Genomic DNA, 26,371 nt, shown 5'->3' on the forward strand with positions numbered 1-26,371 from the left:
AAGTCACTGACTTTTCTTCCAGAACGCTAAAAACATTATTTCCATCGCTCAAAATTATGTATCTAATTTCGCAAAGCTATAAAAAGGGAATTTGTCGATCCAACTTTTAATGGCTCGCCGTAAAATCCGAGAGTTTGATGCAAAAAGAATCATCACTCAACAGCTTAAGCACTCTGCTCCAAATTGTAACATCAGCTGGAAAGCTGCCCTCATTACACCAGAAACAAACCTTAATTCCCTTATCAAAGAACATTCTTGGCTCACGAACACACAACTAGTAATCAAACCAGACCAACTCTTTGGCAAGCGTGCTAAATATGGATTAGTCTTAGTCAATGCCAACTGGCAGCAAGTTCTCACTTATCTTGAAAAATATCAAAATCAACCATTCAAAATTAACAACATAACAGACAACCTCACTCATTTCATTATCGAACCATTTGTCCCACATAAGGAAGAATTCTATCTTTCGTTTACATCAGAAAGAAACAATGATCTAATTTACTTCTATGACCAAGGGGGTTATGAGATCGAAGACCGCTGGGATAAAGTAACCAAGATTGAAGTGCCAACGCAAGCAAAAGAAATCAACTGGCCAACACAAATCACACAAAAACATCCCACATTAATTCCATTCATGAACTCCCTCTTTCAAATCTATCGCGATCTTGATTTTACGTATCTTGAACTCAACCCCTTCACCATCACAAAGAACAATACAAACAATACCACCATCTCACTTCTGGACTGTGTTGCGAATGTAGATGACTACGCCATTTTCAAACAAGAAAAAATGTGGAACATACCCGTATTTCCTCGCGAATTTGGAAAAAAACTCTATCCACAAGAAGAGTACATTGAACAAATCGACCAAAACAGTGGTGCATCCCTCAAACTCACAGTTCTCAATCCCAAAGGTAAAATCTGGAACATTCTTGGTGGTGGTGGTGCTAGTATTATTTACTTAGATATGATCAGCAACTTAGGCAAAGGCAACGATATTGGTAATTACGGCGAATCCAGCGGCAACCCCACGACTAATGAATTTTATGAATACACCAAAACAATTCTGGACTGCATGCTCCAAGATTCAACCAAAGGTAAGATCCTTTTTATTGTTGGTGGCATTGCTAATTTTACTGATGTAGCCAAAACGTTTGCTGGTGCTATTAAAGCATTAGAAGAATATCATCAAAAGCTCAAAGAAGCGCAAATCCATATTTGCGTACGTCGCGGCGGACCAAATTATGAAGTTGGCTTAGCACAGATCGAAAAAGTGGCAAAGCGACTCGGCCTTTCCATTGAAGTATATGGACCCTCAACACCTATGCCCGCAGTGATTCAAACTGGGGTGAAAGCACTACGATGAAAAATAGATCATTATACTTGTTTAGCATCCAAAGGTCGAGCTTGACTATAAACCAGCATAAGAGGTCGGGGGGATTGCCCCTAGGGGGTCGACCGTTACAATGAAGACAACAACGACAAGTGAGAAGATGCTAAACAAATACTCCAAACGTCAACCTTACGAACTCTTCACGAAAGACTCACAGACATTCTTCCTCAATCTCAAAGAAGAACCAGTACAACGTATGCTTGACTTCGACTTCCTCTCTAAACGAACAACGCCAAGTATTGCTGCAATCATTCACTCTGGACGCCGAGGGTACCACAAAGCGTTTTTTGGAGCAACAGAGATCTTGCTTCCTATCTATCCAACTCTGCACGAAGCAGTACAAAATCACCCAGCAATCGATTCCATCATTAACTTTGCATCCTTTCGCTCCGCGTATCAATCATCTAAAGAAGCCATTCTCACTCCATCAATCAAAACTATCACTATCGTTGCAGAAGGAATTCCTGAACGCCAAGTCAAAGAACTTATTGCAATCGCCAAAGAACATCACAAAACGATCATTGGTCCAGCAACCGTTGGTGCACTTGTTGCAGGACAATTTCGTGTGGGCCATGCTGGTGGAATGATTGAAAACATTCTCAAAGCAAAACTCTACCGACCAGGCAGCGTAGGATATGTCTCTAAATCTGGCGGCATGATGAATGAGATGTTTCATATCATTTCACGCGCCACAGATGGAATCTATGAAGGAGTGGCGATTGGAGGAGATGTGTTTCCAGGTTCAACCCTTCTTGATCACATTCTACGTTTTGAACAAAATCCCAATATCAAAATGATCATTGCGCTTGGCGAACTGGGTGGACGTGCTGAATACGAAATTATTGAAGCAAAACAACAAAAGAAAATTACCAAACCAATTGTGATGTGGGTTTCGGGAACCTGTGCAAACCTTTTTCCTTTCTCAGTGCAATTTGGTCACGCTGGCGCCAAAGCCAATAAAGACGAGGAAACAGCGCAAGCAAAAAACAAAGCGCTCAAAAACGCAGGGATTACCGTACCTGAAAATTTTGAATCATTTGAAGCGACGATCCATAAAGTATATAACGAGCTAGTGCTGCAAAAAAAGATCATGCCTAAAACAGAAACACAACCTCCTGCTATTCCGCAAGACTACAATCAACTTGTAAAACAAGGATTAGTACGCAGACCTTCATCATTTACATCAACCATTTCAGATGATCGCGGCGATGAACCAACGTATAATAAAATCCCTATTTCTACCGTTGTGGAAAAAAACCTGAGTGTAGGAGATGTTATTGGTTTGCTCTGGTTCAAAAAACAATTGCCACCATACTTTAGCAAGTTTCTTAGCGAATGTATTATTCTATGTGCCGATCACGGACCAGCTGTTGCGACAGCACATAACGCCATGGTTGCTGCACGCGCGGGAAAAGATGTCATTAGCTCATTGATTGCCGGATTAAGCACCATCGGTCCAGTGCATGGTGGCGCGATTGACGATGCTGTAAAATATTTCAAAGATGCAGTTGATCGCAAACTCACCCCCGCAGTATTCATCGAAGAAATGAAACAAAAAGGCATTCGCATCCCCGGTATTGGACACCGTGTCAAATCTAAAAAGAATCCTGACAAACGTGTTGAGTTACTCAAAGATTTTGCCAAAAAGAACTTTCCACAAACAAAATATTTGCAATACGCATTAAGTGTTGAAGATGAAACAACCAAGAAAGCAGATTCTTTAATTCTCAATGTTGATGGCACTATCGCTGCGCTCTTCTTAGATGTGCTTGAAGGATCAAAATTATTCTCGGATGATGAAATTAAAGATATTGTTGCAGTGGGGTATATGAATGGAATTTTTGCAGTCTCACGTAGTATTGGCATCATTGGACATATTCTTGATCAGAAAAGATTAGGCGAAGGCTTGTATCGCCATCCCACAGATGATATTTGTTATTTGTAAGATTAACACCTAGATGTATATCTATAGAATTTTATTGTTTTAATTCCTCTTCAATCCTTTCCTTCAACAAACCAATATAAAGTGAGAATTGCAACGAAACTTCCTGCCAATCTTTTTGAGTAATTGGGGTTCCATAATAAGAAACACCATTACGTTTTGTCCTCACTTTTTCAAAAAAATCCCAGCTGATTTCAAGTGTTGGATGTTTAACACAAAGATATGAAAATAGACATAAGTGAGATTTTACTTTTATCTTATCAAAGAGAATGTACGCTTCAGTAAGTTGATGCAGGACATCATAACTAATAATATACGCATTGACCCAACGTTTCTTCGTAACTAAATCTTTAACATCTTGATATCGATCAATTGCACCATCTATAAAAGATTTAATTCTTTCTTTCTCGAGTTCTGCCTTTGGAACAATTTCTCCTTGAGTAAGACAAATATCATACGCTTCTTCAACTGTTTTATACTGCCGCATTCTTAATTACCTCAAGAGGGATGTTTCCTTTTATGGTCATTCCTTTTAGAATGTTTCGCAGTAATGGACCCCCCATCTTTGTAAGATCTTTCTGATTCCTTGCGGAAAATATCTGTATCTCACGTTTAAGCTTTGCAGCAAATCTGCCTACCAAAACTTCATCAACATCACCGTATACAAAAAGATCAATATCACTTCCCTCGTGCCAATCCCAACGGGCAAAGCTGCCAAAAAGAATAACACTATCAGTCTTCTCAAGAGAGACAAGATAGTCTAAAAGACCTACTTCATGAAGCGCAGTAAGTCCAAAAAATCTTTTAGAATTTTGATAGTGTGGTTCCTCATAATTTGCAACATAATACGGCATCTTGCCAGCCGGTTTAACTCGCTTCACTAATCTTTCAGCCTGTAGCTTCTTGAGCCACTCATTGGTTTGAGCTCGACTTAATCCACATTTTTTTAATAACCCTTCAAAGTGCCATTGCTTGGTGGGATGGTTGAAAAACAGCTCTTTCATTGAAGTCTTCATTTTAGTACGGTTAAACCATACTATTTTTATAAAGATTGTGATTCAGAAAAGTTTAAATACATTTTTCTGAACTTAAGATATTTATGGGAATCTTAGGTAAAGACGCAAAGGCTTGGAAAGAACTTGAAAAAAAGGAGATAGGAAGAATTCTTGCTGAAGCTAAAACTCTTACTGAAGATGTATCGGGGATTACAACAGTTCTCAAAGATATTGAGGGTGTAGCAAAAAACTTAGGGACAGACTGGCAGAAAATAGAGAATGGTCTTCAAGGGTTAAAAGATCGAAAAAGGAACGCACATGTTATTGTCGCTGCTGCGAGAGAAAGATTATTCCCACTTGTAAGTAAGTTGCGTAGTGACTTACGTAAATTAGATGAGTATTCTAGAACCCTCGAGAAAATTGAAGGCCATTTAGCTCCTATCTCTTATAAGGTAATTATAAAATTCGACTCTGGAGAAAGTCTCTCACCTACCAATGTACCTGAACCAATAGAATACCATAGTTTACTCCCCGGACAAAAGATAAACTTCGCATTAAAACAAACATTTTCTGGTAGTCAGCCTATGCCACTACGAATTATAAACCTGGAGTTCCAAACAGATGAAGTAATATTAACCCCTAATACGAGAATTTACGTCAAAGTAAATGGTGAAGAACTAAATAAAAGTATTAAATTAAAATGGGGTGTTAATAAAATAACCAGTACATACTCGGGTTTTTCTGGCTCATTTGAAATCGAAGAAGCCACGATTCAAATTGAAAGAATGACCTAGAAAGTAAATAGATCGGTTACTTAAAAGAAGCTCTTCTAGAAAGTCTCGAAAAAATACAAAAAAGAGAAATTACGAGATCTTCACAAATTATTCTCATTCGAGTTATACATCCCCTCATTTACGCTGCCTCAATACGCATAACGCACCACAACAAGTTTTATAAACCAACCTCCTCACAAATCCCACAAGGTGGACAAGCAACATTCAGAGCATTCTCAGACAGAACATAAAACCGATGAAAAGAAAGACGATTTCTCCCTAGATGTAAAAAGCATAGGCAAGAAAATCACTTCATTATTTTCATCAGACACCGTTTCTGAAAAAAAAGAACATTTACCAACTCAACATCAAACTCACCAACCAACAACCCATCAAACACATCATGGAACAAAATCAGATGAAACCGTTGATGTGAAAAACCTTTGGACAAAACACGCACGATGGATCATTCCTCTCTTTCTTATCCTTCTCGCATTTGGACTTTCAACATTCTTCCGTATGCAAACATCAGAATTGCCAATAACGGATGAATGGGCGCGTCAAACTGTACATAACATGTATCGTAACCAAATTCAAACCCAAGTTGCAGCACAATATCCTAATCTGCCCCCGCAGAATCTTAACTCATTGGTAGATCAGGAATTCTCCAAAGCCATTGAACAAAATAAAGATCGCGTTGAACAAGATATCCAATTTCTCTCAGAACAATATCGTAGCCAGTACCAAGACGAAAAAGGCGACACTTATTTACTTGAAATCGACCCGTATCTATGGTATAGTGAAGCGCGAAATTATCTTGCCCATGGACATTTGGGAGATGAAATCAAAGATGGCGTTTCGTATTTTAGTTTACGTGACGGAAGAATTGACAAAAAAGTGTCAGTGCAATTAAACCCGTATCTTGGAGCATATCTCTACCAATTCCTACACCTTTTTGATCGAGACATCAGTCTAATGCGTGCAATGTTCCTATTGCCCGTACTCTTGATAGGCCTTTCATTAATCCCTGCATTTTTTATTGGACGAAAAATCGCCGGAAATGTAGGGGGATTTTTTGCAGCAACAATCCTTGCAATTAATGGAGCACTCTTAGTACGTACTCCTGCTGGTTTCTCCGATACCGACTCATTTAACATCTTATTTCCTCTCCTTGCCGTTTGGCTCTTTATCGAAAGTTACAGCACGCAAAAAAGAACCTATCGTATCGCCCTTGCAGCTCTTACTGGCCTTACCATTGCTGTACATTCCGCTGCTTGGACAGGATGGTGGTATTCATTCTTATTTATCATTGCAGCCATCGCATTAGAATCAGCAATTTGGTTTGCAACCCATCGCAACCAGAGAAATCTTTTCAAAGAAAATATCATTCAAAGAGCAACAATTTTAGGAACAATCATTCTCACCACAGGAATTTTTGTCACACTATTTCAAAACTTTACACTTTTTATACGAGCATTCGTTCGCCCGATTCAATTTATCACACTTAAAGAAGTGGGTATCAAAAGCATTTGGCCAAACGTCTTAACCACCGTTGCCGAATTTAACACAGTTTCATTTGATAGTATTATCAACTCATTAGGTGGCAAATTTTTCTTTGCCTTAGCAATATTTGGTATCTGCACTGTTATCTGGCATGCTTTCAAACAACATAAAGCAGAACGCCATTTTGCCATCACTGCTATTGTCATTTTAATCTGGTTTGCCGGAACAACATATGCATCAACAAAAGGTGTTCGCTTTGGCATTCTCATGGCCCCTGCATTTGCTCTTGCTGTTGGCTTTGCCATGGGTTTCATTTATACCTGGGTACGCAACTGGCTTGAAAAAGAAATGCATCTACCCAAGATTGCCAGTATTGTTATTGTCAGTGTTATGCTGTTACTCACACTCATTAGTCCATTAAGTACAGCGTATGATCTTAGTCGTAGCCTTACCCCAAATATTAATGATACATGGGTAAATCTTCTTACTAAAATAAAAAATGAAGGACCAAGTGCGATTATTACCAGTTGGTGGGATTTTGGACACTGGTTCTATAGCATCTCTGAACGTATGGTTACTTTTGATGGAGGAGATCAAGGCGAACGTATTCATTGGGTAGGAAAAGCGCTTCTCACCAGCAATCAGGCTGAATCAGTGGGAATACTACGCATGCTTAACTGCGCACAAGAAACTGCACCACACAAATTAGATGAATACACCCAAGATAGTCTCAAGTCTATTTCGATCATCAACAAAGTTGTGCTCATCAAAGATCGAAATCTAGCAATCAAAAAATATCAAGAATTTGGTCTCACATTAGAACAAGCGCAAGATATGCTCACTTACACGCATTGCGAAGATCTTATTCCCAATTATCTTATCACCTCTCAAGATATGATTGGTAAGAGTGGTGTGTGGGGGCATTTTGGTGCATGGGACTTTAGTCGTGCCACCATTTATCAAAATGTCAAAAAGCTTGAGACAAAAGAACAAGCAATACAATACATGAATAACTCATTTAAAATGAGCCTAGAACAAGCGCAGAAAAATTATCAAGAAATTCAAAGCACTAGTGGAGATCGTTGGATTGCTCCTTGGCCAAGCTATATTAGCGGACCAAATGGCTGTGCCAGACCGAATAACGACACACTTCGTTGCCCAATAAATCTTCAAGGACAACGCGCAACAGTTCATGTAAATCTAACAACCATGAACGCAACCATCATCGAAGCACCCGGACTAGTTCCCAACAGCATCGTGTATCCTACATCCACAGATATTCTTGAAAAAGAACTCACTGGAAATAAAGCAGGATTCTCGGTTGTTCTTATTCCATCTGGAGAACAGTATGCCGCATTACTTGCCGACCCTCTCCAAGCAAATAGTATGTTTACTCGCCTTTTCTTCTTTGAAGGAAAAGGATTGTATTGCTTTGACAAATATGACGATGGTCGCCAAATTGATGGACAACGAATTTTAACCTGGAAAGTTGACTGGGAGTGTCAGAATGAAGCACTCAAGAAAGAGGCGAGTTCAAACAGAACATAGAAGATGAAAAAAGTAAGATCCTATTTATTTCATAAAATAATATTTCCTTCAAAAACCTTCTTCTGGAAATGGATACACCCAAAAACAATCAAAAGAGAAGGAATTTTATTTAATATTCAGCCCGAGATTGTTCCGTATTATATTTATTCTAAAAATACATTTAGTCGACTGTTGCCAATCTTTAACCAGCATGTGAATAGTAAATCAATAGTGGTAGATGTTGGTGCTTCTTTTGGTTTTTATAGCCTATATTGTGCTAAACACCTCCAAGCACAAAAAGTAATTGCAATAGAACCAACTTCAAAATCATTTGAATTACTTAACAAAAACATCAAAGATAACCAAACTACCAACATAGAACCAATAAGAACAGCCATAGGTGATACGAAAGGCGAAGTTGCATTATATCTTGACAAAACGTGTTTTGGAAATAACAGCCTTTCCATAAAAACAGATCAAAGCGAAATGGTATCTTTAAACAAATTAGATGATATAATTCCCCATGCAGATTTTATCAAAATCGACACCGAAGGATTTGAATATAAAGTAATTCAAGGTATGACACGTTTACTTAAAGAAAGTCGACCAGTCTTATTATTAGAGCTCGGACAAGACGCTGCACCAATCAATCTCCTACTCCAAGAACAGGAGTATGTTGCCACGACCAAAATTGGACATAATCAATTATTTTTACCCAAAGAGAAATTGACATAATTCACTAACATACTTTCAATACAACCAATCATCCTAGTTCTATCATTTTGACATCTTAAAGTATACTTCACTATTTAAAGAAAACATTGAATATTTCTGCTTATTTGATTTAAACCTCCATTTCACAATGTTTATAAGCCGTCTTTTAGAGGAAGAATACTATGGATTATGTGATTATTCCTGCTTATAACGAAGGAAAAAATATTGGACAAGTTCTTACTAAAACCGTTAAATACATCCCCTCAACACATATCATTGTCGTTGATGACGGCTCAAAAGATCACACCAGCCAGGAAGCGCAAAAGCATGATGTTATTACCCTACGCCACAATGTTAATCTTGGTAAAGGCGCAGCACTCAAAACCGGCTGCGATTATGCCCTTACTAAAGGAGCTACAAGAATAGTTGTTATGGATGCTGATGGCCAGCACGACCCAGCCCATATTCCCCATTTTTTTGAACTACTTGATTCACATGACATTATTTTTGGCAAACGCATCATTACCAAGAGCATGCCGTTTGTCTTTCGCTTCGGCAATACGTTTATAAATCAAGTTTTACGCGTACTCTACGGCATTAAAGTAGAAGATAGTCAATGTGGCTATCGTTCATTTAATGCAAATATTTATCCTAAAATTCGCTGGCGTGTAACAGATTATTTTATGGAAACTGAAATGATCGTTAATGCTGGAAAAGCAAAACTAACCCATACCCAATATCCTATTGAAACAATTTATGGCGACCGTTACAAAGGAACAACGGTAATTGATGGTGTCAAAATCGTCTTAAAAATGATCGCATGGAGGATCTTTCGATGAGCACAACATTTTGGATTCAATTATTAGGAATTATTTTTGGCGTAGCCATGATGTATTTTACTTTTGTCAAATATAAACGCAAAGAAATTAGTAGTATAGAATGTAGTATTTGGATGGTGGGATGGATTGTTCTTATCGCACTCGCCATCGTCCCATCAATTCTTGATGCCATCATTAAACCTCTCAATTTTTATCGTCGCCTTGATTTTTTTGTAGTAGTAGGATTCTTTACCATTCTGGGTTTAGGTTTTTACAACTATAGCCTTGTAAAAAAAATGGAAAGAAAAATGGAACAACTTGTGCGTGAAACCGCAGTAGCGCACCCCCATACGCAGCACACCCACCATAAAGAAAGCAATAATAAAGAGATCAATAAAGAACCAAAAAACGACGAGAATGAGAATAGATAAAAATGAAAATTCTTGTCGTGTGTGAAAATTATTATCCTCATTTTGGAGGTGCAGAAGTAGTTCTGAGCAATCTTGCAGAGGGGTATGTTAAACGAGGACATGAAGTTAGCGTTGTAACACATAAATTTCCTCAAACGCCAACACAAGAAACACATCACGGCGTGATCATAAAACGTGTTCATTCTGCCAACTCCCGCTACCTCTTCAGCTTCACAGGAATCTGGCGAACGATCAAAGAAACAAAAAATATTGACATCATCCAAGCTACTACTTTCAACGCAGCATTTCCTGCATGGATTGCCGCAAAAATTCGACGTAAGCCCGTCGTTCTCATGGTACACGAAATCTGGATAGGTAAATGGCAAAAAGTCACTGGATTTTCTTGGTTCAAAAGCGCGATTCATAACTTATTGGAACGACTAATCTACATCCCCAATTATGATGCCTATGTCAGTGTTTCTGATGCCACTAAAAAAGATCTCCTCTCGCATGGCATAAAACAAAATAGAATACATCGAATTTATAACGGATTTGATTCCACTTTCTGGAACCCAGAGAACTTCTCACCAACACAAACCCAAGCAATTCGAAAAAAATACAGAACAGAAAGCGAATTTCTTTTCTTTGCCTGGGGCAGACCAGGAGCATCTAAAGGCTTTGAAACACTCATTGATTCTATGCAAGAGCTCCACAAAAGTCACCCACACGCACGACTCTTAATGCTCTTAGGATCAAAAGATTCCTATAAACCTCGCTATGACGCATTAGTCCAACGTATCAAAGACAAAAAACTCGAACAGGTTATTACTATAGAAGAATCGGTGCCCTACGAAAAATTAGGTAATTACATTCTCGCTGCAGACTGTGTGATTATACCTTCGCTTGCTGAAGGTTTTGGTTATACTACCCTCGAAGCAATAAGTCTTGGCACACCAGTAATCGTAAGTGATGCAGGGTCGTTGCCCGAAGTCGTCTCGGGGAAATATAGAATGTTTAAAGCTGGATCAACCACTGAACTTAGCAAAGCAATGATACACGTCATGAATAATGAATTTTCTACCAAAGAAAAAAAGACTTTTTCCTGGGACGAAACCATTAAACAGTACCTTACATTATATGAGAAATTACTTTTTTTAGCATCATCAGGTCGAAACGTAAACAATGACAATAACGAGTCCGTCGCGGGGGGACGCTCCCTCCGGGGAAGCAGGACAAAAGATTTGCACATTGAACGTTTCGAAGATGCTAAAAAAGTAAAAGAAGAAAAATGAACATCCTCACTTGGTTTAAAGAAGAACAGCAGAAAAGTACACTTCAACAAAAGATTATTCCCCTTACAGAATCAAAAGAATGGCACATAACATCACAAGGTAAACTTGAAAAAAAAGATGGAAAATATTACGAAGTCGTAATTGTTGCATATCAAAAACCTGGTGAGCCATGGTATGAAAATGCCATGATCCATTCAACATCACCACATCAATTTCAAGAACGTCAAGCACATGGAGTAGTGCTCTTAGCGCAATACAAAGACAAATTTCTCGTGCAAGCTAAAGCAGAAGCAGGAAACTCGACACCCGGTCACATCGTTCTCACCACCACTATCCAATCAAACCATGAGAACGTCAACAAATATCCTATCCCCTACAAAGACCTTATCACAAAGCCTGCTTTATTCCGTTTTGCTGCTCCACAAGACGCAGGCATGTTCTATGGAAAACATAACGAATATCTCTTTGTGCAACTTCAAACACAGACCCCAACGCAAGATCATTTTTTTTGGGCAACACTTGAAGAAATAAAAGAGTTACAAAAACTCAATCTAGTAGGAGACCATCTTACCCAAATGTTAGGGCACATTATGATCTCAGGCGTAATGGAAATAAAAAATGGAGTAAAAAGTTCGAAAATAAAAAAGATAGGGGTGCAAGAGTGAAAATTCTTCTTGTCCATGAATTATTCATGCCTGACTTTGCCGGTGGTGGAGAAAAGCTTGTTTATGAAACCGCCAAAAAACTTGTTGAACAAGGTCATGAGGTGCGTGTGCTAACAACGGGTGATTCTAAAATCACACACTACGAAAAAATCCCAACCAAACGTCTTAAACGCAGTCGCTTCCTGCTTAATCTTGCATTCTATTCTATTTACAAAGAAGCAAAATGGGCAGACATCATCCAAACCGCAACGTATAATGGGTGCTTTCCTTCATGGCTGATTGGAAAAATCCAGCGTAAGCCCGTTTTATTATTTGTCATGAGTTTTTGGGGCAAACAATGGCAAGAATTACGACCAGGATTCAAAGGCACTATATCTAAAATTATCGAAAGAATCCAAGTCAACCGTTCTTATACCAAAAAGATTTTTCTTAGTACATTCTCTCAACAGTTTGCCCAAGAACATAATATCAACACAGAAAAATCAATAATCATCCATCCTGGCGTTGATACGCAACATTACAAACCACTCGTCAAAGAACCATTCATTCTCTTTAGTGGTCGTTTCGCCAGGCAAAAAGGTGTGTATGACGTACTTGCCGTTGCTGCAAAATTGCCTCAACATAAGTTTGTGATGATGGGATGGGGCGAAGAGGAAGCAAAACTCAAAGCACAAGCAACACCCAATGTAACATTCTCACCTATGCGACTTAAAGATGGCACACCATTTTTTGAAATGTATGGCAAATCCCAAGTCTTCTTTCTGCCATCCTACGGCGAAACATTTGGTTTTACTGTTGTTGAAGCCATGGCCGCTGGCTGTGCGATCGTCTCAACAGTTCCGCTAGAATACGAGGGATACGCTTGCAAGATTGGAGATATTGAGGACATGGCTCATGCCATTGATAAACTGATGAAACACGCAGATAGAGCTACTAAGATGGGAGAGAAGAATTTTGTATTAGCTAAACAATATACCTGGGAGAAGTTTGGTAAGGAATTGGAAAGAGTTTATGAAGATATTATGAAAGAAAGGAAAAAAACTAAAAATAAAATTCTCTAATTCATCCCTTTGATCAACGAAATTCCCTGCTGAACTGACCGAGACATATCTGCCATTCTTGCAGAAAAATACTGCGAATTTTTATCTGCAAGCAACATGGAATCACCTAAATCACGCACACTTTTAATAGAAGTATGGACTTGACCAAGATACATATCAATTTTCTTTTTATCATCACTTGCAATACCGCTACCGGGCATTTTGACCGTCACACCAGCCTGCATCGCCCGTCGTTCCACATCACGAATACAATCAGCAACAGCTGATGCATCTAACTTGTGAGCATCGAGCACATAAGGTTGAACCATAGAAAGCATGGCCTGAAAATCAGACAAAAGAGTATGTTTAACATCCATAAATAATCACCTAGAATAAAGAGAAATAACAGAAATATAAATCTAATGCTACCCTCACCTAAGAATAACAAAATTACGCTTCTTTTCTACCAGTACCAACTACAGCAATAGCACGTTTTGCATATATCTTAACCTGTTCTCGAACCCCATAAACGGGATCATCTAATTCCTCACTCGTAAACCATTTACACCCATCACTTTTTTCATTATCACAAAGAATAAGATCTTTTGTTGTTGCAATGCCAAAATAAACTAGACTGATATGCTCATGTGTTGAACTGATTCGATGTCGATTCATAAAGCAAGGAGCTATCAATTCTTTGTACTTTTCATCTTGTCGCAATAAATATGAATTATCATGATAAAGGGTGACATCAAGACCAACTTCCTCTTTAACCTCACGAATAGCTGCTTGACAAGGATCTTCATCAAGCTCAATATGACCACCCACACTTAACCAAAATTTATACTTATCATGAATTCGTAACAAAACCTCGTTACCACAGACAATAAATACCTCTACAGTAAAATCAATTTTATCATGAAGATGGGACATAGGTTTCAAGAAAAAGTAAGGATATATAATGCCATTGACACAATTTAATATCCATAACTTTTAAAAAGCCCCTATCCTGACTAATACCCATGGATTGGTCAAACAAAAACGTCTTTATCACTGGTGCTGATGGTTTCATTGGTGGCTGGATTGCCAAAGTTCTCGTAGAACGTGGAGCCAACGTCGTAGTCCTAGCCAGAGATGACAAAAAAGAATCCGCCCTCAAACTTCATCACATAGAACATAAAGTGAATATTGTCCACGGCGACATCACTGACTTTTCCCTTCTCCGCCGTATCATCAATGAATACGAAATCGAATATTGTTTCCATCTCGCCGCGCAAGCCCTTGTGCAGATTGCCAATCGTTCACCATTAAGCACATTTGAAACCAACATCAAAGGTACCTGGACATTACTCGAAGCAGTACGCGAAGTTGCCTCCCCTCGATTTAAAGCATTAATTGTTGCTTCAACCGACAAGGCGTATGGCATTCATGAAGAACTTCCGTATACTGAAGAATCAGAATTGCGAGGAATATATCCTTATGACGCATCCAAAGTCTGTGCTGACGTCTTAGCTCGCTGTTATCACAAAATGTACAATTTGCCAATCTGTGTTACACGTAAAGCCAACATCTATGGAGGAGCTGACATTAATTTTGGACGTATTGTTCCCGACACATTCAAATCAATCATCACCGGACAAGAACTCATCATTCGTAGCGATGGTACCCCTCAGCGTGATTACATGTACGTTGAAGACGCCGCAGATGCTTATATCACATTAGCAGAAAATATGCACCGACCTGAAATTGTTGGACAAGCATTCAACTTTTCTTCAGAAAAACCCGTCAGTGTTCTTGAACTTGTCAACACCATTGTTAAAGTTGCTGGCAAACAAGTTCAACCCAAAGTCTTAGGACAAGCCAAAGGTGAAATTGACGTACAGTACCTCTCCCGAGCCAAAGCAGAAAAACTTCTTGGCTGGAAACCACGTCATTCGCTTGAACAAGGGTTGAGTAAGACACTCGAATGGTACAAGGGATATTTTGGGAAGAAGTAGAGCTAAATTTTAAACCCTAATTTTTGTAATTCTTGACGAACCTGCTGTGGGCTCTCAAACAAAATTCCGGTAATTCCTACAGCTCTCGCACCATCAACATAGGTTTGATTATCATCAATGAAAACAGATTTATTTGCTTTGACACCCAATCGTTCCAATTCCAATAGATAAATTGCTGTTTCAGGCTTAACTATACCCTCTGCGCAGGAAAAAACCGTTGCATCAAAAAGAGCATGATATCCCTGTTCGGCGAAGAAACGTCTTGGAGCTTCTTCCGTGTTTGAAAGAAACCCTGTTTTATATCCAGCGGCTCGTACTTCACGTACAAGATCAAACATTTCACTTTTTGGTTGATATACACAACGAAAAGCTTCTCCCCATAATGAAAAAATCTTAGGCTTTTCGCAACCTAATTTCATCGCAGCAATTTCCCAGAGAGTATCTTCCTCAATTCGACCTCGTTGAAAATCAGCAAAATGGGGATCTAAGACTGCTTTAAGTTCATCACGAGTAGTATCAAAACGTGTAGCACAATAATCCAGAAGAGCTTGTGCAGGATTATCTATCAAAACTCCACCCCAATCAAAAATCAATGCGCGATAAGACATATCTTTGAAAATAAGAAGTTATTTTTAAACCTTGCTAAAGTTGTCATTTAATAGTAATAATTTTGTAAAAATTTAAAAAGCACCATTTACTATTTACAAATATGGCTCTTGTAACTCTCTGCGAACGCTATCGTACTCCTCTTGCACAACCAGACCAGATAAGAATCTCAGAATTACCTGATGCACAATACCTCAGAGAATTTACCTCGCGTGTTGCAGAACGTGTCCAAGAAACACAAAGAGCATTAGGTTTGGAAAATGTCCCAACATTGAAGTATACACCAGACCAAGGTAGCGCAGTGAAAAGTCGCCTTGCTGCGGATGATGATTGGAAAAGAGAAGTTACAGATCTTCTCTCAAGACAAGCAATATCAAGAACAGATTGGCAACAAGTTGCTGCAGGAATTTATATCCCCTGGTTTAACAAACCTCTTCTCTTTCGCCGTGATGCTGCTGTCCCAGACAAATACAACTCAGAAACCAATACTCTTGAAATTGATGCTCTCGTAAATCACAGTTATATTACGCAACTAGGAAGAAGAAACATAATTCCCCAAACAAACAATGACTCAGCCTCAATAGCCGGAGTGGTAGTAACCATTGATAACAAGATCCCATTAGGATTACGAGCAGGCGCAGCATATAGCAATACATTTATGGTAACGCCCGCAGGCTCAGTAGAAGTTGTAGGACACCTTTTATTTGACACCACATTTATAGAAGCAGATGAAGAACTTGGTTTAAAACCAGAAGATATCATTACCCTCGAATTTTTAGGTCGAATCTTTGAACATAAAATTTCAAACAATTCGTTATACGTTCCCCGAATCAGAACGAATTTAACAGCAGTGCAAGTAGAAGAACGCTGGAGAACAAGCACCGATCAACTTGAACACAGTGAATTAGTATTCGTCGATGACGACCCTGAATCAGTTACACAATTTTTACGAGAACACCGCTATGACGCAACGAAACTATGGCAAGAAAATGCAAGAAAAGTCTTGGCGCATGGAGCACTCCCCATTCTTGTGCATTGCATAAATAAACATGGACTTGAACGAACAATCAAAGCAGCAGAAGAGTTAATGGATGAGTATCAGTTATTCTGAACCATAATAAGAATAATAACTCAGAAATTCCCTCAATCACCATCACCAACCCCTTCTAACGACGCCCAATATTTCATTAACTCGTCAAAACGTGGGTCCCATCGCACTTTACGTAATTTTCTAAGTGCCTGCGCTTCAATCTGTCGAATACGTTCTCGAGTAAGATCAAAAAAAGTACCCACTTCTTCTAAAGTATGATCCCGTTGTACTCCTATTCCAAAGCGTAGCGAAAGAACTTTTTGCTCCCGTTCATCCAAATGATCTCGCAGAAAACCTTGTACGTTTTGTTCCAAAGATAATCTTGTCGATTCTATACCGGGATCTTCTACATGACCTGCCACAAAATCACCAAGTTCGCTATGATCATCACCAACTGGCGTTGAAAGAGAAATTGCATTTGTAAAAGACCTCAAAACTGTCTCATAATGCTTTAATTCATATCCTAAATGTTCTGCAACAACCTCAGAAGAAGTATCAAGGCCTTCTGCCTCACGACGTGCCAATTCTCGTCTGATTTTGTTATATTTCTCTCCCAAATGAACCGGGACACGAATTGTTCTTCCCTGATCCGCAATAGCTCTTGTAACTGCTTGACGAACCCACCAAGATGCATACGTGCTAAATTTATACCCACGCTGATACTCAAATTTTTCTACTGCGTGCATCGCGCCTGCATTCCCCTCTTGAATTAAATCTAAAAAAGAAAGACCGCGATTAAGATACTTTTTTGCAATACTTACCACTAATCGAAGATTTGCTTTAACAAAGTGATCAGTATAACCCTCAATTTCAGCTATAATTTGTTGTAGACCTCGAACACGGTCATTTCTTCCATATTGATTAACTAACTTTGTTGCAATTTGCATAACCTCAGCACGATCAAGAACGTAATCTGCTCGATGAACAAAATCTGAACTCTCGCCTAAACCCTCTCCAGAACCAAGTTCGACATCATTGTCATTGATCTTATTATAAAAATTGCTATAAAAATAATTGACTTGATCCTCAATTGCTTGATCTACACGCGCCCCATCTTCTTTTGCAATAGCCCGTTGTAATACTTTTTGATAATTTCGAAACTGTTTGAGAATTCTTAATCCATCACCTTCTTCTTTGTGTGGTTCAGAAGAACCATCTGTCGCCAACTCTTCTGACCCATGAGTATCAGAAGCATATTTTAAACGAAGAACCGACAATATTTCTCTTTCACCTAACCGTACGTTCTCTGCTTTCGCCGGTTCACAAAGTGTCAAAATCAGATTAGTATAATCTCGCTGATCAAGAAAACTATTTAATCGTGAAACATAATCCGCATAACGAGGCGATTTTCTCCCTCCATCACAAGTGGAAAATGTTCTTACAACTTGCTCAAGTACAGCAGGCTTAATTGAATCAGAACAAAGACCAAGAAGACTCTGCTTCAACGCATCAACTCCCGTAACTGCTGTAGAAGGATCTTCTAATACGGGACTAATAAGGTCATAAAAAGGATCGATCGCTTCCGCTGCGCCACTCAACGATAAACCGTTGCGTAACACCATTAAACCAACAAAGTCAGCATCGTACCCCTCAAAACGTAACACTTTTCTTAACAAAGAATGATATCCCTGTTCAATTTTCTGTGACAAATCAACTTCTTTCTCACGATTCAACAATGGAATTTCGCCAGCCTGTGAAAGGTACATTCGAATAATATCATTCTCATTACCAGTAGAGTTACCTCTTCGTTCTTTCGCCTCTTTTTCAGTGCCATCAGCATTAACCCCATCCAACGCAGGAGAATATATTTCTTCATTTCCGGTACCTGATGCGGCTGTTCTCGATCTAAAACCACCTCTTTCACCAAGAGGAACCTGATCTATTAAATTTTCACGACGAAGTCGAGCATATAAAGTAGAATCTTCTCTTTGTAACTGACCCCGCGTCAATCCCTTATAGTGTTCTTTATAATATCCTAAAGGATCATCTCCATGTTTAGTTTGACGACCCATCCCTTTAGCAGGACCTGAAGAAGAGGAAGAAGAATTCTCAATGAAAGCAGCAACACTTCCAGACTCAGGTGTAGGAGTAGCACCAGAAATCGATTGATCTTGATCCAGCGTAACTTTTTCTTCAGCTACCCCTGTAACACTAACCGTATTGAGTTGTTGCGCTGCTCCATTGATTTTTGTGACAGGCGTTACACTGCGAACAACATCCCATAAGGTAGGAAATACAATTTCTGAAGAATATGTGGGTGTATCACCAAATTGAGCACAAATATAATCTTCCAAAATTAAATCAATATAAGTAACAGGTACACGACCATCACGAGCAGGTACAACACCCTCATAAATCAATGTATCCAAACGAGAAGTAACTACACTTTCATCTAGTTCAATTTCACCATGATGGCGAATCAAACGTAATTCATCAAGAGATAGATGCAAAGGAAGCGAGGGAATGGTGTCTGCATATTCTCGATGAAAATTATCATCTCGCAGTAAACCAGCAGCAACACTCGCAACGTAATAACCGGTACCTGAACTCGAAATGACTGGAGAACACCCAGTAACATAATTACTCAAACCCAATCGTTGTACCTGATCTTCCAGAATTATTTCAAAAAGTCCTCGTCCCTGGAGTGTTCGTATCGATTCAGTAAGTGTTGAAAAAGATTGATTCATAAATCATAAACCCCGTAGAATCATATGAAGGAAGCCCTAAACAAAATTAAGTTTTAGGACCTACTGGAGATGATGGTACATAGGAACTAACAAAATCTCGATGATACATACCTAAAACGCGACTCTCTCCTGCTCTTGTTAAACCTACTTGTGCATCTCGAGGTCTTATTCCTCTTTCTCCCATACTTTTAATCGCTTCATTTGCAGTCAGGTATCCTAACCCTTTCATTACGGAATTTCGTGAAAGATTATCTTGAATAGTTCTACAAAAACCAGTCACCAATGCTTGATACAATGATCTTGCAACATCATATGAAACCATACGAGAACCTGTTGGCTGTGTCAAATGGGCAAACGCATTTTCAAGATCATCATCTGATGTGACATACAACAACTCCGAGAGTTGAGTCAAATGAATATGTCCAGACGAAGGACGCTCACCCAACCCTAAATGAGATAAACGTGAAGCAAGATCCGCTGCAACAACTTTAACTTCTTCTTGAGTGCTATTAAATTGAAAAACATCTGCGCGTAAAACACACCTCTTAACTAAATCAGCAAAAAAGCGATTTGTAAATGCGGATTGATACTGAGTACTCAAGACAGTAGCAACTTCAAAAGGAGATTCAAGAGTAGAATAATCTACCTCATCAGTACTTCTTCCTAAAATATATTCTTTAAAACGAGTAATATCTTTGCTATGAACAGCATAAAGAGAATTACCCTCTTCAGTTTGATTTAAGTCTAAGATCCATGAAGGACGAGAAGAAGGATCTCGATTTAAGCGTGCCTCAATCTTACGTTCAGTATTTCCAGGCCATGCCGCAGACATGCCATCAGGAATAGCAATACCACGTACAACCTGAAATAAAGTTGTATAATCAGAAAGCGCAGCCATAGCAGTTTCAAGATCAGATCCCAACACTTGTTCATGCGTAGTCGTAAGTCTTCCTGCTTCGGCAAGGCGTTTCTGCAACTCGCGATGCCATCCACTGCGTAGAGCCGCTTCATGATAAGAATATAATCGAGTAGGAACAATAGGTAGAGTACTATCCGCTTTTTCTCCAGGAACTTCAGCGCGAGGAAGCACATCTTTAAGATAAAACGATCTTCCTTTGCCTACACGAGGATGACTTTCTTTTCCTAATTCCTGCGCAAGAAGAGCCATGCGCGACCAGTCTGCAGGTCTTGTAGTAACTGCGCAAGCAAGAGATCGTTCCAATAACAATGCTAGAGTAGAATCAATTTCACGACGAGCAACACCATGCATACGAAATGCGTCACTGCGGGGATTGACATACACTATTTTTCCAGATCGATCCACATTAAGCATATCTCCTGCTCGAGTATCACTAAAATTAAAAGTATACGCACCTTCTTCCCCTAATACGCGTGCTAATCTTGTTCCAAGCAAGGGTAATTGTTCGGCTACAAAACGATAGGCATCATGTAATTTAGTATCAACAGCGCTTCCCTCTTGATCTTGTCGTACCCGACGTAATTCAGTTTCTAGAATGCCATAAAGACGATCAGCTTTCTCACCAGTACCTACTTCTCTTCGAGTAAATCTAATTTCCGTTTCCATTCCTTGAGCATGAGCTACCGCATATGTCCTACTTGCCATAGCAGCAGAAAGAGTGGTAAGTAAATCCAGATTACGGCCACCAATCGCGCGTCCATTTACTTTAACGTACACGCCCGAGAGATCGCCCAAATTTTTAGGAGAATAATAAATCGTCCCCGTTACCTCACCTAACTCTTTGTCTGAAACACCAAAAACATATTTAGTAGCCGCTGTAAGCGCTGGTGGAGTAACCTGAACACCATTAACCCTCATTTGGAAATCACTCAGCTCAACGGGCATTTGTGTCGACAGAGATCGCATTAAATGATCTAAATTAATACTTTGAGTTACTTCTCGAAGATTTGTAAGGGTTAATTTGGTACCATGTAATTGAGGATCACAAGATTGCGTAACAACTCGAATGGGATCATAATCTTGATCTGTTTCACTAAACACTTCTTCAACACGAGAATAGACTCCCCCTCTCCAGCTCTCAAAAACATGACTTTGAGCAAGATAACGCACCGCAAGAGATCCCCATCCAAAATTACCAATAGGTCGGCGACCTCGAGGGGTCGTTTTTCCCTCTCTCTTAAGATCTCGTTTGGTACTTCCCCCAATCTGAAAAAAATCTTCAAGACCTTGGCCAGGACTCATTCCAAAACCGTCATCCTCTAAAACAAGACGACCCTGTGAACCTGGTTGATATATTACAGAAAATGTACTTGCATCGGCATCATGCGCATTGCCGCCCAATTCATGAATTGCATGAATTGGACTCGGAAAAATCGTATCGCCAATCATAACACCTAAATCACTTGCATGACGTCGAGAAACATGTATTACCCCAGAAGTGTCAGTCATTAAGATCAGAAGTGTATTTTTCCCTTATAAAGATTATTAATTTAGAAACACTATTACCAATTAATTAATCAATTGATGAATCCATCAATGTAAAATTACCCTTTCTTCCACAACACTTTTCCTTCATCCCACATCTTGTTAAATTCAATTGCTTCCTTGCTGGTGTTCATGCACTTCCAGAAGCCTTCAAATTTATACGCAGTCACTTCGCCAGCAGCAGCCAATTTCTTTAGCACGACATCTTCAAACTCGCCACCCTCTAAATTGCTCAAAACTTGTTTATTGCAAACATAAAAACCACCATTAATCCAATATTCAGAAAGCCGTGGTTTTTCTCGAAATGAACGCACATGATGTTTATCATCTAATTCCAACACCCCAAACTCAGAATGCAACGGAACGGACGTAAGAGTCACCATCTTCCCACGCGACAAATGAGTATCGACCACATGGTTAATATCAACCGAAGACAAATCATCTCCATAACTTAGTAGAAAATGATCAGTTTTAATCAAGTGTTTAACTTGCGCAATACGTTCTGATTTAGAACTCTCTTCACCAGTATCAACCAATTCAATTTTCCATGTAGGATTGATATTAGCAGGATTAGCAAAATAAGAACGAATTTTCTCTTTCATATGCCCTAAGCACACAATAAAATGAGTGTAACCGTACGATGAATAGCGATCCATGATATGCCATAAAATGGGTTTGCCCCCAATAGGAATGAGCGGTTTAGGAACATCCTCTGTTAAAGGCCACATTCGAGTACCTTTACCTCCGCAAAGCAAAACAACTGGCCACGCAGAACGATCATCTTGACTTACAATAGTATTCACACCAGACATATAAAATAACACTCAAAAACGGCTTTATATAGATTGTGGATGAATGATTTAGATCAAAAAAAACCTTAGCGCACCTTCGCCTTCTTCAACGCTGCAACCACTCTGTTCAAACTCACAATCTGCTCATCACGTTTCAAAAAATCAGCTACCCCCACGTCAACAGAAATAATACCAGTAGGGTAATCGCGAGCATACGCAACCGTCATGTCCAACAATTCTTGTCCTAAATCGCCCTCTCCCACAACATATCCCTCGTCAAACACTGACCCCTTATCAATTCCCTGAGCAGCACGCCATTCTCCACGGTAATCTGCCAACTGCACACAGGTTATTTTTTTCTTAAAATAACGCTTTAATTCAGGGTATAATTCTAATAGCGAAGGTTGTGGTAGGACATCTTGGGGGTAGAGTTTAAGACCTTCTTGATCAATATGATGAGAAGTAATCTGGACGCCATATTTTGCTGCAAGTCGATTCACTTGACGCGCTAAAATACCATAATGCGAAGTATCAAAACAAAAATCAAGACGTGGATCAACGCTGTCATAAAATTCCTTTATCTGCCCAATGGTTGCTAAAAATGGATCAAACACCGTCTGATGAGGATTAGCAGTAGCATCGCCTTTGAGTGGATTCGGAAGATTTTCTAATAAGATAGGGATAGGACTTTGATCAATAATTGCTTTGATATGAGCATACACTTTTGGTAAAACAGTTTTGGAAATATATTCACGGTCAGTTAACGGTGATTTCCATTGAGTTGCATCGTAGGTGCAATTAGTATGAATAATCATTGACTCGCCACCACAGCGTTCTACAAGGTGAGCCAGATTGACATACACTTCAACACTCTCTTCGCATGCCAAATTCAAGCGAGAGTCATAAGCATGGGGAGAAATAGGTGCATGAAATATTTTACGAAATGAGGAAGGTACAACGTTTTTTGAAATACGTTCCACATCTCGCGCAACCGCAACATCATCTATCACATTACTAAATAACAACAATTGAATTCCTGCGTGAAAACCCTGCTTTACCACTAAATCGTCTAGCAATGAAACAACATAACGTACCTGACCCTCATGTGAAGCCAAAGCAGGAAGAGCAAGAGTAACCATGCATAAACCAACCCTGCAGCACTTTATAATAGTTATGAAGAAAGTATCGATAAGCTCAAACCACACTCTGTCCTAAAAAGGTTTGCATCTTTTGTGAAGTTATTTTTTATAAAACATCCTAAGAGTTCCGGGGGTTGCCCCATACGGGGCTGGAACGAAAGAAGCTATGAAACTGGCGAGAGCTGAACTCGATGCAAGCCAAATCAAAACGAGCTTAGGACAGAGTACCCAAACCACACAAATATTTAAAAGAAACAAGAGAAAACAGAATAACATGAAGTTAAGCAAGACCAGTCTTATTCTCATAGCAATTATGCTTCTGTGTTTTACCTTGCGTTATTTTGCTGCAATAAACGTAGAAATGAAACCAGACGAAATGGTCTATACTGTTAACGCCATCAACATCAACCAAGCAAATGTTCTCTCAACACTTCAGCAAGGAACTCTCTATTCACATTTCACCGACATCTGGTTTATGCTCTTTGGACCTACTTCACTCACCGCTCGACTCACCTCCATCATTTTCGCAGTACTCAGCACAATTATACTCTTTCTGATAGGGAAAGATCATTTTAACAGTTCTAGAACCGGACTATTTGCCGCATTCTTTTTTGCCGTGTCCGCATTCGCCATCAGATATAATTATGAAATGGATATGATGGGATTTAGTCTCGCCCTCTTAAGCATCTATTTCTTTCTCTATTACCTTAAAGAAACTCAAAAAACCTATCTCTATCTTACCTCACTTTTTTTCATCCTCGCAGTTCTAAGCCGTAACTTAGTATTGCTTCTTGCGCCTGCTTTTGTAATAGTATTAGCGCAAAAATGGAATAAACATCCCCATCAACGAAAAGAGATAACAAAACACCTCGGCACAGCATTAATAATTGCCGTAATCGCCCTTAGTCCATTAATCATCTACAACATGTTAGTATATCAGAACACAGGATATACGGATTACTATGTTTCAGATTTTTTTGGAGTAGGAAAAAATGCGTTTGCAGGATTTGAAAATAAAGCATGGAACACCAACACCCTCGCCAGTGTCTTTTCAAGTAGAGGAATTGAATTTCTTAAAATTGATTTCCTGCTCATCTTCTTTAGCATATTCGGATTTATCATCGCCCATCGTACTAAGAAATATAACGCTGCAATAACTCTTTTCATTGCTGGAATTATCCCATTCTTAATATACCTTGCAGGAGTTACTGGAAGTCCGACCCATTACATCTTTATCCCCCTCACCTGTAGTCTCTTTGCTGGTGTTGGTATGAATTGGCTCTGGGAGTATCTCGCAACCAAACCAAAATATAGCCTGCTAAAACCGACTATAATAGGCATAATCATAATCACTACTCTTTTCATGCTTCGAACCGATTTTACGTCCGATTCCTCAGTTCTTAATCTCAGAGAATATGTTCACGAACATATAGAAAGCAACGCGTTAATTGTCGCAGATCAACGAATCTATAATGGGATTCATGCTTGGTCTTTTGGACGTAAGTACTATATGCAAACAGACACATTCGTACAATATTCAAATAGTCTTAAAGATTATAATGGACCAAAGATCAACATTCCATTCTATTATGTAGAATGTGGTCCGCAAACCACCTGTGCGTGGAGAACTGAAGACTATAATCGAATTGCCAATCAAAGTGAAGTAATTAGTAGAGCAATTACACAAAATCTTGAAAAAGTTGCAGAAGTTTCAGGAAATGAACAAAAAGCAGGAGCACGACATCACTTTATAATCTATAAAGGAACAGTCCAAGTTAGCTCGAATATATACACACTCATAGATCAAAATAACCAGTTTTGGGGATATTCAATTGCTTGGAGAGCAAAAGAAAATAATGATGATTACTATGAACCTAAAGGAGTTGGATTTCTAGCCCATTATGCAGGAATGCTTGTGCTCTACCTTGAATTACTCCTAATTTTAGTCACTATTGTCTACTTAATGTATATTGCCATAAGTAAAGCAAATCAACATTCCAATAAAGAACACTCTAAATCAACATTTGTTGAAAAAACAACAACCGAAGAAATAAGAGAAGAAAATAAAAAAGAAGAGAAAGAAATACAATAACACCATGACCACAGCAAACACTAACATCATCAAAGACCAAGAACAAATACTAGCAATCCATATTAAAGCGGCATTTTCTACACCGGGTGCGAGTTTTTTCACTCCAGATGAATTTCCATTTCAATTAGGAATGCATCTACGCCCAAAAGGAACACTCATCGATCCGCACCAACACATCCCGTTTAGTAATCTGCATAACATCCCTGCCCAAGAATTTTTCTACCTTATTCAGGGAAAATTAGAAGTAACTTTGTATCATAATAAAATCAAGCACAGTATCGTAATCTTAGAATCAGGAGATGCTCTCTTACTTAACTGCGGTCACAAAGTAGTCTTTCTTGAAGAAAGTAAAATGCTTGAACTAAAACAAGGACCATATCGTGGTCGTGACGTAGAAAAAGAATTTTTCCAGGATAATTAAAGGTGAATA

General features: G+C 39.0%; 23 protein-coding genes. 14 read left to right on the forward strand and 9 right to left on the reverse strand.

Annotated elements, in window-relative coordinates:
• Nucleotides 1–109: 109 nt before the first annotated feature.
• Nucleotides 110–1,369, forward strand: coding sequence for an ATPase (locus HYV86_04400; protein ID MBI2573073.1), 1,260 nt, complete (start codon nt 110–112; stop codon nt 1,367–1,369).
• Between the two features lie 127 nt (nt 1,370–1,496).
• Nucleotides 1,497–3,341 (forward strand): ATP citrate synthase, encoded by a 1,845-nt coding sequence (locus tag HYV86_04405; GenBank protein MBI2573074.1) that lies wholly within the window; start codon nt 1,497–1,499, stop codon nt 3,339–3,341.
• 31 nt (nt 3,342–3,372) lie between these two features.
• Here HYV86_04405 and HYV86_04410 read toward each other — a convergent pair whose 3' ends face one another.
• Together HYV86_04410 and HYV86_04415 are read right to left on the reverse strand one after the other, a co-directional pair.
• Entirely contained in the window at nt 3,373–3,825 is a 453-nt protein-coding gene (locus tag HYV86_04410; GenBank protein MBI2573075.1) for a hypothetical protein, read from the reverse strand.
• Nucleotides 3,812–4,354 carry a nucleotidyltransferase domain-containing protein gene (locus HYV86_04415; GenBank protein ID MBI2573076.1) on the reverse strand — a complete coding sequence of 181 codons (543 nt, stop codon included), beginning with the start codon at nt 4,352–4,354 and terminating at the stop codon, nt 3,812–3,814. Before HYV86_04415 ends, HYV86_04410 begins: the two co-directional genes overlap by 14 nt.
• An 83-nt stretch (nt 4,355–4,437) precedes the next feature.
• Between HYV86_04415 and HYV86_04420 the strand changes: the two genes are divergently transcribed.
• The 8 genes from HYV86_04420 to HYV86_04455 all read left to right on the forward strand — a co-directional run bounded on the left by HYV86_04420 (nt 4,438) and on the right by HYV86_04455 (nt 13,096).
• Nucleotides 4,438–5,127 (forward strand): hypothetical protein, encoded by a 690-nt coding sequence (locus HYV86_04420; protein MBI2573077.1) that lies wholly within the window; start codon nt 4,438–4,440, stop codon nt 5,125–5,127.
• 189 nt (nt 5,128–5,316) lie between these two features.
• Entirely contained in the window at nt 5,317–8,157 is a 2,841-nt protein-coding gene (locus HYV86_04425; GenBank protein ID MBI2573078.1) for a hypothetical protein, read from the forward strand.
• 3 nt (nt 8,158–8,160) lie between these two features.
• Nucleotides 8,161–8,871, forward strand: coding sequence for an FkbM family methyltransferase (locus HYV86_04430; protein MBI2573079.1), 711 nt, complete (start codon nt 8,161–8,163; stop codon nt 8,869–8,871).
• 161 nt (nt 8,872–9,032) lie between these two features.
• Nucleotides 9,033–9,689: a glycosyltransferase family 2 protein gene (locus HYV86_04435; GenBank protein MBI2573080.1), complete on the forward strand. Its 657-nt coding sequence runs from the start codon at nt 9,033–9,035 to the stop codon at nt 9,687–9,689.
• Nucleotides 9,686–10,099 carry a DUF2304 domain-containing protein gene (locus tag HYV86_04440; protein MBI2573081.1) on the forward strand — a complete coding sequence of 138 codons (414 nt, stop codon included), beginning with the start codon at nt 9,686–9,688 and terminating at the stop codon, nt 10,097–10,099. Before HYV86_04435 ends, HYV86_04440 begins: the two co-directional genes overlap by 4 nt.
• A 2-nt stretch (nt 10,100–10,101) precedes the next feature.
• Nucleotides 10,102–11,370: a glycosyltransferase family 4 protein gene (locus HYV86_04445; GenBank protein ID MBI2573082.1), complete on the forward strand. Its 1,269-nt coding sequence runs from the start codon at nt 10,102–10,104 to the stop codon at nt 11,368–11,370.
• Nucleotides 11,367–12,035, forward strand: coding sequence for an NDP-hexose 2,3-dehydratase family protein (locus HYV86_04450; protein MBI2573083.1), 669 nt, complete (start codon nt 11,367–11,369; stop codon nt 12,033–12,035). The genes HYV86_04445 and HYV86_04450 overlap by 4 nt, the downstream gene beginning before the upstream one ends.
• Entirely contained in the window at nt 12,032–13,096 is a 1,065-nt protein-coding gene (locus HYV86_04455) for a glycosyltransferase family 4 protein (protein ID MBI2573084.1), read from the forward strand. The genes HYV86_04450 and HYV86_04455 overlap by 4 nt, the downstream gene beginning before the upstream one ends.
• Here the strand turns inward: HYV86_04455 and HYV86_04460 are convergent.
• Entirely contained in the window at nt 13,093–13,452 is a 360-nt protein-coding gene (locus tag HYV86_04460; protein MBI2573085.1) for a hypothetical protein, read from the reverse strand. The two genes, HYV86_04455 and HYV86_04460, sit on opposite strands and share 4 nt — an antisense overlap.
• Nucleotides 13,453–13,525: 73 nt before the next feature.
• Nucleotides 13,526–14,008, reverse strand: coding sequence for an NUDIX domain-containing protein (locus tag HYV86_04465; GenBank protein MBI2573086.1), 483 nt, complete (start codon nt 14,006–14,008; stop codon nt 13,526–13,528).
• Between the two features lie 89 nt (nt 14,009–14,097).
• Here HYV86_04465 and HYV86_04470 point away from each other — a divergent pair, with 89 nt between their 5' ends.
• Nucleotides 14,098–15,072 (forward strand): SDR family NAD(P)-dependent oxidoreductase, encoded by a 975-nt coding sequence (locus tag HYV86_04470; protein MBI2573087.1) that lies wholly within the window; start codon nt 14,098–14,100, stop codon nt 15,070–15,072.
• 2 nt (nt 15,073–15,074) lie between these two features.
• Here the strand turns inward: HYV86_04470 and HYV86_04475 are convergent, their stop codons facing one another.
• Complete coding sequence (locus HYV86_04475; protein MBI2573088.1) at nt 15,075–15,680, reverse strand: HAD family phosphatase; 606 nt, start codon at nt 15,678–15,680, stop codon at nt 15,075–15,077.
• Nucleotides 15,681–15,781: 101 nt separating this feature from the next.
• Here HYV86_04475 and HYV86_04480 point away from each other — a divergent pair, with 101 nt between their 5' ends.
• Nucleotides 15,782–16,789, forward strand: a complete 1,008-nt coding sequence (locus HYV86_04480) for a hypothetical protein (GenBank protein ID MBI2573089.1) — start codon at nt 15,782–15,784, stop codon at nt 16,787–16,789.
• Nucleotides 16,790–16,821: 32 nt separating this feature from the next.
• On the opposite strand, the gene HYV86_04485 is transcribed toward HYV86_04480, so the two are convergent.
• From HYV86_04485 to HYV86_04500, 4 genes are all read right to left on the reverse strand, one after another.
• Nucleotides 16,822–18,474, reverse strand: coding sequence for a sigma-70 family RNA polymerase sigma factor (locus tag HYV86_04485; protein ID MBI2573090.1), 1,653 nt, complete (start codon nt 18,472–18,474; stop codon nt 16,822–16,824).
• A gap of 1,027 nt (nt 18,475–19,501) precedes the next feature.
• Complete coding sequence (locus HYV86_04490; GenBank protein MBI2573091.1) at nt 19,502–21,883, reverse strand: ATP-binding protein; 2,382 nt, start codon at nt 21,881–21,883, stop codon at nt 19,502–19,504.
• A 95-nt stretch (nt 21,884–21,978) separates the two neighbouring features.
• The gene (locus HYV86_04495; protein ID MBI2573092.1) at nt 21,979–22,731 is read right to left on the reverse strand and encodes an NTP transferase domain-containing protein; all 753 of its coding nucleotides are present in this window, start codon (nt 22,729–22,731) and stop codon (nt 21,979–21,981) included.
• 65 nt (nt 22,732–22,796) lie between these two features.
• A complete protein-coding gene (locus HYV86_04500) occupies nt 22,797–23,849 on the reverse strand; it encodes a hypothetical protein (GenBank protein MBI2573093.1) in 1,053 nt (350 codons plus the stop codon).
• A 274-nt stretch (nt 23,850–24,123) separates the two neighbouring features.
• Between HYV86_04500 and HYV86_04505 the strand changes: the two genes are divergently transcribed.
• On the forward strand, nt 24,124–25,941 hold the full coding sequence (locus HYV86_04505; protein ID MBI2573094.1) for a glycosyltransferase family 39 protein: 1,818 nt from the start codon (nt 24,124–24,126) through the stop codon (nt 25,939–25,941).
• 4 nt (nt 25,942–25,945) lie between these two features.
• The gene (locus HYV86_04510) at nt 25,946–26,362 is read left to right on the forward strand and encodes a hypothetical protein (protein MBI2573095.1); all 417 of its coding nucleotides are present in this window, start codon (nt 25,946–25,948) and stop codon (nt 26,360–26,362) included.
• Nucleotides 26,363–26,371: the final 9 nt, after the last annotated feature.

This window comes from Candidatus Woesearchaeota archaeon (genome assembly GCA_016188115.1).
Classification (GTDB): Archaea; Nanobdellota; Nanobdellia; order Woesearchaeales; family GW2011-AR9; genus JACPIK01.

What these genes read in the sequence shown, in the direction of transcription:
- HYV86_04495 (MBI2573092.1), bottom strand. Translation starts at nt 22,731, where the DNA reads ATGTCTGGTGTGAATACTATTGTAAGTCAAGATGATCGTTCTGCGTGG.
- HYV86_04430 (MBI2573079.1), top strand. Translation starts at nt 8,161, where the DNA reads ATGAAAAAAGTAAGATCCTATTTATTTCATAAAATAATATTTCCTTCA.
- HYV86_04490 (MBI2573091.1), bottom strand. Translation starts at nt 21,883, where the DNA reads ATGACTGACACTTCTGGGGTAATACATGTTTCTCGACGTCATGCAAGT.
- HYV86_04415 (MBI2573076.1), bottom strand. Translation starts at nt 4,354, where the DNA reads ATGAAGACTTCAATGAAAGAGCTGTTTTTCAACCATCCCACCAAGCAA.
- HYV86_04405 (MBI2573074.1), top strand. Translation starts at nt 1,497, where the DNA reads ATGCTAAACAAATACTCCAAACGTCAACCTTACGAACTCTTCACGAAA.
- HYV86_04505 (MBI2573094.1), top strand. Translation starts at nt 24,124, where the DNA reads ATGAAGTTAAGCAAGACCAGTCTTATTCTCATAGCAATTATGCTTCTG.
- HYV86_04400 (MBI2573073.1), top strand. Translation starts at nt 110, where the DNA reads ATGGCTCGCCGTAAAATCCGAGAGTTTGATGCAAAAAGAATCATCACT.
- HYV86_04480 (MBI2573089.1), top strand. Translation starts at nt 15,782, where the DNA reads ATGGCTCTTGTAACTCTCTGCGAACGCTATCGTACTCCTCTTGCACAA.
- HYV86_04440 (MBI2573081.1), top strand. Translation starts at nt 9,686, where the DNA reads ATGAGCACAACATTTTGGATTCAATTATTAGGAATTATTTTTGGCGTA.
- HYV86_04510 (MBI2573095.1), top strand. Translation starts at nt 25,946, where the DNA reads ATGACCACAGCAAACACTAACATCATCAAAGACCAAGAACAAATACTA.
- HYV86_04410 (MBI2573075.1), bottom strand. Translation starts at nt 3,825, where the DNA reads ATGCGGCAGTATAAAACAGTTGAAGAAGCGTATGATATTTGTCTTACT.
- HYV86_04450 (MBI2573083.1), top strand. Translation starts at nt 11,367, where the DNA reads ATGAACATCCTCACTTGGTTTAAAGAAGAACAGCAGAAAAGTACACTT.
- HYV86_04465 (MBI2573086.1), bottom strand. Translation starts at nt 14,008, where the DNA reads ATGTCCCATCTTCATGATAAAATTGATTTTACTGTAGAGGTATTTATT.
- HYV86_04470 (MBI2573087.1), top strand. Translation starts at nt 14,098, where the DNA reads ATGGATTGGTCAAACAAAAACGTCTTTATCACTGGTGCTGATGGTTTC.
- HYV86_04420 (MBI2573077.1), top strand. Translation starts at nt 4,438, where the DNA reads ATGGGAATCTTAGGTAAAGACGCAAAGGCTTGGAAAGAACTTGAAAAA.
- HYV86_04445 (MBI2573082.1), top strand. Translation starts at nt 10,102, where the DNA reads ATGAAAATTCTTGTCGTGTGTGAAAATTATTATCCTCATTTTGGAGGT.
- HYV86_04475 (MBI2573088.1), bottom strand. Translation starts at nt 15,680, where the DNA reads ATGTCTTATCGCGCATTGATTTTTGATTGGGGTGGAGTTTTGATAGAT.
- HYV86_04460 (MBI2573085.1), bottom strand. Translation starts at nt 13,452, where the DNA reads ATGGATGTTAAACATACTCTTTTGTCTGATTTTCAGGCCATGCTTTCT.
- HYV86_04485 (MBI2573090.1), bottom strand. Translation starts at nt 18,474, where the DNA reads ATGTACCTTTCACAGGCTGGCGAAATTCCATTGTTGAATCGTGAGAAA.
- HYV86_04500 (MBI2573093.1), bottom strand. Translation starts at nt 23,849, where the DNA reads ATGGTTACTCTTGCTCTTCCTGCTTTGGCTTCACATGAGGGTCAGGTA.
- HYV86_04435 (MBI2573080.1), top strand. Translation starts at nt 9,033, where the DNA reads ATGGATTATGTGATTATTCCTGCTTATAACGAAGGAAAAAATATTGGA.